Source organism: Paenibacillus sp. JT31N11, from assembly GCF_056269285.1.
The window spans coordinates 340,891-352,840 of the sequence record NZ_JBWDNQ010000007.1; the positions used below are offsets into that span (position 1 = coordinate 340,891).

At 52.7% G+C, this 11,950-nt stretch carries 11 protein-coding genes; all 11 read right to left on the reverse strand.

What is annotated here, in order from left to right; translation table 11 throughout:
- Nucleotides 1-9 precede the first annotated feature (9 nt).
- On the reverse strand, nucleotides 10-435 hold the full coding sequence (locus tag AC0YNV_RS24090) for an HD domain-containing protein (RefSeq protein WP_475770286.1): 426 nt from the start codon (nucleotides 433-435) through the stop codon (nucleotides 10-12).
- A 66-nt stretch (nucleotides 436-501) separates the two neighbouring features.
- Nucleotides 502-1,209 (reverse strand): AIM24 family protein, encoded by a 708-nt coding sequence (locus tag AC0YNV_RS24095; RefSeq protein WP_379113482.1) that lies wholly within the window; start codon nucleotides 1,207-1,209, stop codon nucleotides 502-504.
- A gap of 12 nt (nucleotides 1,210-1,221) precedes the next feature.
- Nucleotides 1,222-1,671 carry an SH3 domain-containing protein gene (locus tag AC0YNV_RS24100; protein WP_475770287.1) on the reverse strand — a complete coding sequence of 150 codons (450 nt, stop codon included), beginning with the start codon at nucleotides 1,669-1,671 and terminating at the stop codon, nucleotides 1,222-1,224.
- 358 nt (nucleotides 1,672-2,029) lie between these two features.
- The gene (locus AC0YNV_RS24105) at nucleotides 2,030-3,007 is read right to left on the reverse strand and encodes a 3'-5' exoribonuclease YhaM family protein (RefSeq protein WP_210038633.1); all 978 of its coding nucleotides are present in this window, start codon (nucleotides 3,005-3,007) and stop codon (nucleotides 2,030-2,032) included.
- A gap of 176 nt (nucleotides 3,008-3,183) precedes the next feature.
- A complete protein-coding gene (locus AC0YNV_RS24110) occupies nucleotides 3,184-4,110 on the reverse strand; it encodes a sugar-binding transcriptional regulator (protein ID WP_475770345.1) in 927 nt (308 codons plus the stop codon).
- Nucleotides 4,111-4,315: 205 nt separating this feature from the next.
- Nucleotides 4,316-5,272 carry an ABC transporter permease gene (locus AC0YNV_RS24115; RefSeq protein ID WP_210038632.1) on the reverse strand — a complete coding sequence of 319 codons (957 nt, stop codon included), beginning with the start codon at nucleotides 5,270-5,272 and terminating at the stop codon, nucleotides 4,316-4,318.
- A 3-nt stretch (nucleotides 5,273-5,275) separates the two neighbouring features.
- The gene (locus AC0YNV_RS24120) at nucleotides 5,276-6,352 is read right to left on the reverse strand and encodes an ABC transporter permease (RefSeq protein ID WP_379113480.1); all 1,077 of its coding nucleotides are present in this window, start codon (nucleotides 6,350-6,352) and stop codon (nucleotides 5,276-5,278) included.
- Nucleotides 6,349-7,872 carry an ABC transporter ATP-binding protein gene (locus tag AC0YNV_RS24125; RefSeq protein WP_475770288.1) on the reverse strand — a complete coding sequence of 508 codons (1,524 nt, stop codon included), beginning with the start codon at nucleotides 7,870-7,872 and terminating at the stop codon, nucleotides 6,349-6,351. Before AC0YNV_RS24125 ends, AC0YNV_RS24120 begins: the two co-directional genes overlap by 4 nt.
- A 233-nt stretch (nucleotides 7,873-8,105) precedes the next feature.
- On the reverse strand, nucleotides 8,106-9,239 hold the full coding sequence (locus AC0YNV_RS24130) for a BMP family lipoprotein (RefSeq protein ID WP_210038630.1): 1,134 nt from the start codon (nucleotides 9,237-9,239) through the stop codon (nucleotides 8,106-8,108).
- A 431-nt stretch (nucleotides 9,240-9,670) separates the two neighbouring features.
- Nucleotides 9,671-10,633 carry a helix-turn-helix transcriptional regulator gene (locus tag AC0YNV_RS24135; RefSeq protein WP_475770289.1) on the reverse strand — a complete coding sequence of 321 codons (963 nt, stop codon included), beginning with the start codon at nucleotides 10,631-10,633 and terminating at the stop codon, nucleotides 9,671-9,673.
- 409 nt (nucleotides 10,634-11,042) lie between these two features.
- Nucleotides 11,043-11,948 carry a UTP--glucose-1-phosphate uridylyltransferase GalU gene (gene galU, locus AC0YNV_RS24140; protein ID WP_475770290.1) on the reverse strand — a complete coding sequence of 302 codons (906 nt, stop codon included), beginning with the start codon at nucleotides 11,946-11,948 and terminating at the stop codon, nucleotides 11,043-11,045.
- Nucleotides 11,949-11,950 lie beyond the last annotated feature (2 nt).

Sequence of the window (11,950 nt, forward strand, 5' to 3'; positions counted from 1 at the left end):
AGGGATATTCTATTCACTCTGATTCAGCGCAACAAGTGCGCGGCGGTATTTGTCCAGCCGATCGTGATCCTCCTGCGTCGGCGAAGCAATCCGGCCCAGATTCATATTATCGCTAATATCCAGGATCTTGACTCTCGAAGCCAACGGATTCACCCTTATCCGATCGATAAAGGCATCATAGGTTTCGCCATCTCTTCTGGTCAGGCAATCCACAGCCTGAACGATCTCGTCCGGGAAGCCCTCCCCGGCAAGATGAGTTAGCGTATAAACAGTATCCTCCACCAGATCATGCAGCACAGCCACGATCCGCTCATCCTCCCCCTTTGCCGACTGCATCACCCGAAGCGGATGCAGAATATAAGGCTCTCCGCCCTTGTCCGTTTGGCCGTCATGCCCCTGTGCGGCAAGAATGATCGCTTTGGTCAGAATATCCATAGCCGTTCCCTCCTTATGTAAAGCGAGCTGAAGGTACGATCATCAATAAGCTTCGTAACCTCCAAATTACTTGAACCAAATGCCGCCGAACGGAACAATTTCCCGCAGCAGCCGCTTGACCAGACTATCCTGGCCGATGAACTGCTCCAGGCCCGCATCCGGCCAGCCGACCTGCAGCAGAACCTTGCCGGTTCCGGTCATTTTCCACTGGTAGCTCATATGCTGGCTGGCCAAATGGTTGCCGTACACGCTTAGATCGATCCCGACATGGCTTGGAAAAGCGATCAATGCGCGGCTGTCGATAAAAGAAGGCGTAACCGGATCCAGCTCCATCTCGATCACGGGGCCGCAGGAAATAAGTCCGATTGCGCCATGGCCTTGAAACTTCATGCGCATAATATCTTTGGTGGCCACGACATTCTTGAAGCTCTGCAGCACGCTCTTCATCTCGATGCCTTCTGTATAAAACAACAGATGGCGAAAATCAAACAGCAAGCTGCTGTCGCCGTCAAGCTCCATGCAGTGCAGCATATAACCGCCCGGCAAGCCGAGAATAAGGCTGGACGGCCCGGACAGCTTTGATTTGATGAGCTTCTTCTTCCGGTAAATTCCCTGCATATTCATAAACTTGTCTTCACGCTGACGCGAGAGGCCCTGAAACGCCGCAATCTGCTGGGGGTGAAGCACATGAACGGCATCCCCTTCGCGGAGCTGCAGTTCTACCGCTGATTGCTGGCTGGCAGCCGCGCCCCCCATACGAGATATGATTTCCATCCGCGCCCCCTCTTAAGCTTGTCTGCTTCGCAGCAGCAGCCGCAGCAATCTGCCCGAGAGGAAGTAGAGCGCCAGCAAGCCGATACCGGAATAAATAAAGAGCCATATGCGTCTGGATTTGGCGGTCCGCGCTTCTTCCGAAGCCTGAAGGGAAATAACGGCCTGCGAGAGCTCGTCATTGCGTTTGGCGAGATTCTCATTCTGCTCCATCAGCTTCACATTCTCCTCATGCAGCCGTTCCTCCGCCTGGCGGTACTGCTCGATGGTTTCCTGTGACTGTTTCGTAACCTCATCGAGCTGCGTCTTCGTGCTGTCATACTGCTCGCGCAGCTCATCCACCTCGTCCGGCAGCTGAAAAATCCCTTTCACATTCTCCATAAAGCCGGCATACGCAACATTCGAGACAGCGCATGCCAGCAGAACGGCACAGCATAGCGACAAGCCCCATTTCACAATGCCCACACGGAAGACCTCCCTTCCAACGCTTTCGCAAAACCATGACAAGCGAAACAGCAATACCGTCTATCAATCTCACAATCTCTCAGATAAACTTGTAAAATCTGACTATAGTCTATTACGCATATACAGCTGTATTTGTTTCAGACCCACCCAAAATTCGACAGCATGCGAAATGGCGGTTTTACAAAACATTACCCTTTATGCCCGATTTCGCCACCCGCCAGATGAAAAACAGGTCAAGAAAAAACGGTTAATGCCTGTCCTTTGACGACAGATCAAGGTTCTTCGCTGCTATAAGGTCAAAAAAAAGATGAAACCTGCCCGGATACACCGGACTTGTTTCACCTTTAGACAAGAAATATCAGGATTCCAGCACAGCACGCGGAATGTTCGTCCGATAGACGGCTTTATTCTCCAGCCCTCTGATCATCGGCGTCCATGGCTCCGTCTCCGGCGTCGTATCGAGCGCATCCTCAACCATCTGCAGCTTGGCATCCAGAGCGTCGATATGGTGGAGCGCAACCGCCTCTGCCGTCTGGGGCTGAACGGGACTGCCCCACTCTCCCAGATTGTGATGGGACAGGACCAGATGCTGGAGAGCCAGAACGCGGTCGGAGTCGAGCGCAATTCCCTTCAGGATAGCCGCTTCCGTAATCCAGCTGGATGCCATCGAGATATGGCCCATAAGCTTCCCCCGTACGCTGTAATCGGAGACGATGCCAAGCTGCGCAATCATCTCCTCGGGCTTGGCGATATCATGCAGAATGATGCCGGCGAGCAGCAGATCGGGATTCAGGAACGGGCGCTGCTTGCAGATAAACTCTCCTAATTCGAGCATTCGAACCATATGATAGGCAAGTCCGGCGAAATAGGCGTGATGATGCGTCTTGGCCGCCGGATAATGCATCAGTTTCTCTTCCACTTTGGCAATACAGAAGGCGACAATGGTTTTGATCTCCGGGTCCCCGATGCTCTCCATAGCCTGCTTGATGGTATAAACCAGATCAATCGGCCGGATCGGCGCCGAACGGATAAAATCGGTGATATTCACGCCGTCATCAGGCTCTGTTTTGCGGATGCGCGAGATCTTGATCTGCAGCCTCTCCCGGTACGTCAGAACGGTGCCCTGCACCTTGACCAGCCCCATCGGGAAGAAGGTTTCCTTGTCCGTGCCGGTGACATCCCAGTACTTGGCCGGCATTTGGCCGCTGGAGTCGCAAAGCACAATATCAAAATAATCCTTGGGGGGCGTGCCGTTCGTCTGCTTGACCTCCAGCTCCTTCAGCAAATAGAAGCCGACAAACTCGTCTTGCGAATTCAGTTCTTTAATAAGCGTCATATCAGGCAAGTCCTCCTAAAGCTTCCTTCGGCTGCTTCGCCTTGTCCCTGGCTTTACGTATGGCAGAATAAGAGACAAGAGAGCATCCGTAGGAATGGTTAGGGTTATTATACTATGAAAGTCTATCCAGCCGGGGAAAAAAGTGCTGCAGCCGCCTTCCCATTCCGCATTGCGGCTCAGGCAGAACCGTCCCGTTCCAGCAAATGCTTCGCCGTGAAGATATCGGTTATGAGAATATTGGCATATTTGCCGCGCAGCGCTCCGTATATGCCGTCCACTTTGCTTGGACCGCCTGCGACAAGAATCGATTTCTCCTTGATCTGGAGCTGCTCCAGGTCGATTCCGATCGTCCGCTCATTCAGTTCCTCCGAGCAGAGTGTGCCTGCCTGATCAATATAACGGGAACATATATCGCCTGCGCCCTTCTCTCCGATCAGACGAAGGTCAGACTCGGTAAAATAATTGGCCTGGATCAGCACCGAATCCTCGGTTGGCGCGCCAACCGTGACGATGGCGATATTCGCCTGCTTGCCCAGCTCCAGTATATTGCGGATATGCCGGTCCTGCTCAATGGTCTGCTTCACCACGGGGTGGTCGACAATAGCAGGCAGCGGAATAAAATACGGGGCCGTATGAAAGGCCTGGCCGAACAGGCTGACGATTTCATACGCATAGGTCTGGGTCTGCGAATGGCTGACGCCTCCGTTCAATTGAACAACCTTCACATTCCGTACATGCTTGTCCTTCAGATTGAGCGCGACCTCATACAGCGTTGTGCCCCATGTAGTGCCGATCACATCCCCGTCCTTGATGATGGAATCCAGATATTCCGCCGCTGCTTCCCCCAGATATTTCTTGACGATGGCATCATCATAACGCGGTACGGACACAAGCACCGCCTTCTCGACGCCGAAGGATTTCTCCAGCTGCCTGGCCATAGAATCATGGCTTTCCAGCGGGTCCACAATGCGGATCTGCACAAGCCCCTCTTCCTTGGCCTGCTGCAGGAAGCGGCTTACGGTCGGCCGGGAAACTCCGAACTGCCGGGCTATTTCCTGCTGGCTGTAGTCCAATTGATAGTACATTCTCGCCGCATCAAGCATTTTGCCCCTTTTATCCTGCAATCGTTCTTCAGTCACTGCACCTCAACTCTTCCTCTATTGTTCTCTACAGAAGACCGGTGAACAGGCCTTGCTCGCCTAAGTGGAGCTGTCTTTTTGACCGCTGCTGCTTCCACCTGCTCCGCCAGTCCATCACCGGCCGCTATTCTTTATTTTCGCCTCCATTGGCACCGCTTGGCGCCGCCCGTTACCGCTTGGCCGAATCAAACACCTCGCCCGCGGCCTTCGGAGCCTGCGAGGACTTGGAGAACAGCACCAGGGCGATCAATGTCACCACATAAGGGAATACTTTCAGAATGACAGGCGGGAATACGGACAAGGCCGGTATAACCTGCGACACATTCGCTACCGTGCTGGCAAAACCGAAGAACAGCGCAGCCGCAAGGATGCCGAGCGGACGCCACTGCCCGAATATTAAAGCCGCCAGGGACAAGAAGCCAAGCCCCGCAACCGTTCCGGTGAACTCGCCTGCGATTGTCACCAGCAGGACCGCTCCGCCAAGTCCCGAGAATGCGCCCGAGATCATCACGCCCATATAGCGAATCCTTCTCACGTTGATGCCTGCAGCCTCCGCGGCCTGCGGATATTCCCCGCAGGCTCTGAGCCTGAGCCCAAACGCCGTTTTCTTCAATACAAAACCGCCGAGCAGAACCAGCAGCAGGATCAGCCAGGTGGTGGGATAGGTCTTGGTAAACAACAAATCGCCGATAACCGGTATTTTGGACAACAGGGGCACATTAAACGGCTGGAATCCGCTTGTAATGCGGATATTGCCGCTTCCGGTTATATTCCTGGCGAGGAAAACCGTGAGCGCCCCGGCGATCATATTGATGGCTGTTCCGCTGATGACCTGATTCGCGCTCAGGTGAATGCTGGCGAAGGCATGCAGCAGAGAGAACAGCACACCGGCCGCCAGTGCCGCAGCCAGACCCACCCAGATCGCGGCAACCGGATGATCCGGCCATGCGGTCTGCAGCTTGAAAATCACGAAGGCGCCCATAAACGAGCCGATGACCATCAGCCCTTCAAGGCCGATATTGACAATCCCGCTCCGCTCGCTGAACAAGCCGCCCAAGGCCGTAATCAGAAGGGGGATCGTAAACATAATCGCATAGGGAAAAATTTGTTCAATCGTGGTCCACATCGTTTATCCCCCTTCCTTTCTTTCCAGCTTCCGTTCATCGGCAGGCGCGCGGCGCCTTGCCTTCAGCCAGCTGATCAGCCGGTCCATCAGCACGCTCGTCGCCGCAAAATAGATAATGATGGCGATGATGGAATCCGCGATCTCCGGCGGAATCTCCGTCATCGCGTTCATGAAGCCTCTTCCCGAATACAGCAGACCGAAGAAGAGGGCTGACACGAGCACGCCGACAGGGGAGTTCGCGCCTAAAAGAGCAACCGCAATGCCGTCATACCCCTGCGTGGGCAGAACCCCGATTTGAATATTCGAGCTGTTGCCCGCATACTGCGCAACCCCGCCAAGTCCGGCCAATCCGCCGGAGATGACCATGGACAAAATAATGCTCCGTTTAACCGGCATCCCGCCATATTCAGCCGCATGCCGGTTGAAGCCAACGGCTTTCAATTCGTAGCCAAGCGTAGTTTTATTGATGATAAAGGAAATGACGATCACGACGATGACAGCAAGAAACAGACCCAGGTTCACATAGGAACCGCCGAACATATCGGAGAGAAATGGCGCCTGCAGGGATGCATGCGCTGGCAGAGGCCTTGATTCCGTCTCCAGAAATTCCGCCTTCAAGTAGTAAGGCACGGCATAATAAATGGTCCAATAGGCGATCCAGTTCATCATAATGGTCGAGACTACCTCATGTACATTGAACCGCGCCTTCAACAAGCCGGGAATAAACGCCCAGCAGGCTCCGCCCAGGAATCCGGCGATAATCATGAGCAGCAGCAGCAGCGGTCTTGAGACATCGAGATTCAATCCGACAGCCGTCGCGCAAAAGCCTCCGAACAGCATCTGTCCGGCCGCTCCAATATTGAACAGGCCTGTCCGGAAGGCAAAGGCAACCGACAATCCCGTAAAAATCAGCGGCGTTCCCGTAGCAAGCGTATTCCCGATCCGCTCCGGGTTCTTCAGTCCGCCTTCGAACAGGAATCTGTAGCCTTCCATCGGCTGATGTCCGGTCAGGATCATCAGCAGCGCGCCTGCCAATAAGCCGAACAGAACGGCCAGCAGGGATATGATGATTTTTCTCACTGGTCATCCCCTTCTTTCCAGCCTGCCATCATCAGCCCGATTTCATTCTCATTGGACTCCTCCGGCTTCACGATACCCATCAGCTCACCGTTATACAGAACGGCGACCCGGTCCGAGACATTCATAATTTCATCCAGCTCCAGAGAGATGAGCAGAACGGCTCTTCCCTTATCCCGGTGCTCAATCAATCGTTTGTGGATATATTCAATGGAGCCGACATCCAGCCCCCGTGTAGGCTGTACGGCAATCAGCAGCGAAGGATTACGTTCAATCTCCCGCCCGATAATCGCTTTCTGCTGATTCCCGCCGGAGAGCGAGCGGGTCAGGGAGAGAGGGCCCTTGCCGGACCGGACATCGTAACTTGTAAGGACGCTAGCAGCATATTTGCGGATGGCGGTCTTGTTCATAATTCCCCCGCGGGAGTATGGAGCATCATTGTATATCTCCAGAATCATATTCTCCTCCAGCGTATAATCGAGAATCAGTCCCCGCTTCTGCCGGTCCTCCGGAATATGGCCGATTCCGCTGTGGATCCGCTCCCGGATTGTCCGGTTCGTAACATCCTGCCCTTGAACCGTGATCGTCCCGCCGCGCACCTTGCGTAGTCCCGTAATGGCTTCCACCAGCTCGGTTTGGCCGTTCCCCTCGACCCCGGCAATGCCCACAATTTCACCGGCACGCACCTCCAGCGAGAAATCCTTTAACGCCTGACTGTTCTTGTTATTATAAACAGAGAGATCCTCAAGCTTCAGCAGGACATCACCTGGAGTACTCGCTTCTTTCTCCACCTGGAAGCTCACATTGCGCCCGACCATCATCTCTGCCATCTTCAATTCGCTGGTCGAGCGGACATCAACCGTCCCGACCGTCCGGCCCCTGCGGATTACCGTACAGCGGTGGGCCACGGCTTTGATTTCCTTCAATTTATGCGTGATCAGAATGATCGACTTGTCCTCTGCAATGAGATTCAGCATAATCCGGCCCAGCTCCTGGATTTCCTGCGGCGTCAAAACCGCCGTCGGCTCGTCCAGAATCAATACATCCGCATCGCGATAAAGCATCTTGAGTATTTCCACCCGCTGCTGCATGCCAACCGAAATATCCTCGACCCGCGCATGCGGATCAACGTTCAGCCCATACTGCTTTGACAGCTGCTCGATCCGGCGGGCAGCTTTGGCAATGTTCAGCACGAAGCCCCTGGAGGGCTCATTGCCCAATATAATATTCTCGGTTACCGTAAAATTGCCGACTAGCTTGAAATGCTGATGCACCATACCGATGCCCAGCCTGTTCGCCACATTGGGGCTTGTGATCTTCGCATTCTTGCCATTAACCGTGATCGTCCCGCGATCCGCCTGATACATGCCGAACAGAATGCCCATGAGCGTGGATTTCCCCGCCCCATTCTCGCCAAGCAGCGCATGAATTTCGCCCCTCTTGAGCTGCAGCGTAATATCGTCATTGGCTACCACGCCAGGGAACTCTTTACGGATATTGATCATTTCCACGACAAAATCCATACCGCACGACTCCTTTCCTAAAATTACACGTAAATGCAACGAAGCGGCGTAATTCCGTTAATTCGAAGAGCGTCAAGAAGAAACCCAAATTTTATACCTTCTGATCGTTTGAAAAATGCTTCTTCCCTCAAAGATAGCAGAAAAGATCAGGTTTGAAACTTAAACAGGCTAAATAATTTAAAAAGAGACGGAGTTTCCCGTCTCTTTTCCGGTCTATTGGGCAAATGCGGCCATTACTTGATTAAGCTGCCCTGCTCGGCCGCTACTGTAATTTCTCCGCTTTTCAGTTTGTCCGTTACCTCGCCGACCTTCGCAATCGTGTCGTCGCTTAGATTCGGGTTCTCAGCCGGAAGCCCTACACCGTCGTTTTTGATATCGAGGGTCAAGGTTTGTCCACCCGGGAATGTTCCTTCCTTCTCCGCTTTGACCATGTCATAGGAGGCTTGGTCAATCTTCTTCATGGCAGAAGTCAGGATGACCGATTTCTCCCCTTCATAGACGCCATCGGCAAACTGATCCACGTCTACTCCGACAACCCATACGTCAGACCCGGCTTTGACACGGGTCTTCGCTTCGTTAATGGCGCCCACGCCAACACCACCGGCAGCGGCAAAGATGACTTTAACGCCACGGTCATACATCTGTGCAGCCAGCTGGCCGCCGGCAGCTACGTCGTCGAAGCTCCCTTGATAAACCACATTCTCCGGCTTGATCGTCAGCTTGGTGCCCAGATTGTCGTTGGCATATTTGACGCCCTGCTGGAAGCCCCAGTTGAATTTCTGTACAGACGGAATCTCCATTCCGCCAATAAAGCCCGCTTCCGCTTCCTTGAGCTGCAGCGCTGTTGCCACGCCGGCAATAAATCCGGACTCATGCTCCGCAAAGAAGATCGACACGGTATTCTCCTTCACTACCGGAGTCGGATCCTCAGCCGTATGCGGCGTTCCGTCGACGATGACGAATTTGGCATCCTTATACTTGTCCTGAGCGGCAAAGATCGCCGTTTCAAATTTAAAGCCCGGCGCCACGATAAATTTGTAGCCCGCATCGTAGAGATTGCCCATTTCCTTCAAATAATCCGCTTCCGTTGTTCCCGTTGGCCGCAAATATTTGGTTTCCAGTCCGAACTCGTCGCCTCCGCGCAAAATTCCTTCCCAGGAACCCTGGTTAAACGATTTATCGTCAATCGTACCGGCGTCCGTTACCATGCCTACCTTAAATCCAGCCGGCTCGGCCGCGTTCCCGCCATTGCCTGCATTTGTTCCCGCGTTTGTATCCGTGCCGCCCCCGTTATTGCCGTTTCCGCATCCGGCCGCAAAGGCAGCCACTATCATAACCAGAACCAAAGTAAATAAACTTTTTTTCATTGTCTCTACTCCCCATCTCATAATTTTCACGGGCCTTGCTCTTTATTCTTCTCTAATCTCCCTTCCCCCATAATTGAACAATTGTAAAATCGCGAATTTGCCATTTGTTTGATCTGTATTAAATATAAAACTCATCACACTATTTGTAAACTAATATTACATATAAAATTTATTTTTCACTGTCGAATTTGAAGAAATTTAGGCGGGACAAATCGTATCTGTTTTAGCCTCTTGAGAACTCGATGCATAAATATGACATGTAAGTAACATTTTATTCACCATATCATTTACCTAATAGAGGATAAATAAGGAAAATTACGGTTTGATTATGAATACCCCCGAAAGCCATGACGAATAAACGTTTGCCGGTTCGACAAACGCAAATGTCATAGGATGGCAGCCTGCACAGGCAGACGCACGAAACCGTGAGGCTACTGTTTTTTATAATAATCCAGCAGCTCCGAGGTTACTTCAACCAGCCTTTCGTGCAGGGAGCGCGGTTCCACGATCCGGACTGACCGCCCATAAAGCATGAGCAGATGCGGTACCATCCCGAGCGCTTTCTCTTCCATCCTCACATGGACATGGCGCTCCGAACGGTCGACGAGCATATGCCCGAACAGCCAATGATCGCATAAATCATTAATGGATTGCTCCATCCCTTCGATCCGGACGGAAACCAGATTTTCCGCATGCCCGGAGCGGGGAAGCAGATCCTGAAGAAGAAAGGCGCGCGCAGAAAAATCCTCCGGACGCTCGAACACAGCTCCGGTCCGGGAAATGCCGTGGATCCGGTCCACCCGGAAGCTGCGGACCGCCTGGCGGAGATGGCAGTAGCCGACGATATACCATTTGCCTTTCCACAGGACAAGGCCGTAAGGATCAATCGATCGCGGTTCAGGCTGCTTGCCGTGCGATTTCCTGTAAAGCATCAGCAGCGTAAAGCCGCCTGCCGCTGAGAGCTCAAGCTCCTGCAGCACGGATTCCAGCAAACCATTGTAGGGCGTGCTGATCACATCTATTCCGGCTTCATGGCGGTTGATCAGATTCAACTGGTCCTCGTTGGTATACTTTTTCAGCTTCGCCACTGCGCTTGTCAGCGACTCGCCAAACGGATACCCCGCCTCCTGCGCGAAGATCGCCGCATGGATGAGGGCTTTCTGCTCATTCATGTCAAAAAGCAGCGGAGCCTCATTGAATTCGGTGAGCAGGCTGTAGCCGCCGTTGTGCCCCGAATCCGAGATGATGGGAACTCCGCTTGCGCATAGAGCATCAATATAACGATAGATGGTGCGTATATGGATTTCCAGCTTTTCCGCGAGCTCCCTGGCCGTAATCCGCTTCTTTGTTTTGAGCAGCCACAGGATGGATAGCATATTGTCGGCTTTTGACACGATTAATTCCCTCCCTAAATCCCTCCTGAGGAGGGACCCCAAGGGCCCCGGCCCTCTGGACACCCGGAATGGCATAACGTCTGTGTTACAGAGAATCGCTTGTTAGCTGCTGCCTGCATGGATCGTTTTCGTCCCTTGCGGGACACACTTCCATTTACCGCTCCCGTGCCGCCTGGTGGACTTCGTCCCATCATAACGTTGGCGGGAATGAGATGCGTTTTTTGAACCCTTATTGTGTGGATAAAGTTTACGGTTTGATTTTCCTTAACGGAAAATGGAAACCTTAAAGGCTGATACATGGATAACTATAGTATATGGTATCCCGGAAGAGACGTAAATTGCGGTAATACCATGCTCACCGATCGGGTGTTCAAGAGATATTAATCAGAATGGGGAACATGAAATCCAACTAGCTGACCAGCCCTCTTAGATAGGGGATAAGCAGTTGGCTGAGCTCCTCCCGCTGAAGGCCAATCTCCAGGATCGCCTTGATATATCCGAATTTATCGCCTATGTCATACCGGCTGCCCTGCAGTTCAAGGGCAATTAATCCTTGGCTATCCCGGCGGGAAACCGTATTCGGCGCAATTTCTTTGCTGCTGCAATATGCATTCAACGCATCCGTGAGCTGGTATTCCCCGCCTGCACCTTTCTCTGTTTTCTCAAGAATATCAAAGATGGAGGGCTCCAGAATGTACCGGCCCATAATAGCCATATTGGAAGGCGCTTGATGAATCGCCGGTTTCTCTATAAGTCCCATTACTTCATGAACGCCTCCCCATTTGGGGACCGAATCGATAATCCCATATTTGTTCACTTCAGCATCTGTCACATGCTTGACGCCGATGACAGGTTTGCCGAACTCTTCATACACATGCACCATCTGCTTTAATGCAGGCGGTTCGGATACCATAATATCATCGCCCAGCAGAACCGCGAATGGCTCATCGCCAATGAACTGCCGCGCACAGAGAATCGCATGGCCAAGACCAAGCGGCTCCCTTTGACGAATGTAATGAATGGTTGCCATGTCGCTTATCGCCTGCACTTCGCCGAGCAGCGTAAGCTTGCCCTTCTCGAGCAAAGACTGCTCCAGTTCAACCGATTTGTCAAAATGATCCTCAATCGATTTCTTATTGCGACCCGTTACGATAATAATGCTTTCGATGCCGGATTGAACAGCTTCTTCGACAATGTATTGAATCGCCGGTTTATCTACGATGGGCAGCATTTCTTTGGGCTGCGCTTTGGTGGCCGGCAGGAATCGCGTTCCGAGACCTGCGGCTGGAATAACGGCTTTTCGTATGGCGGTCATAG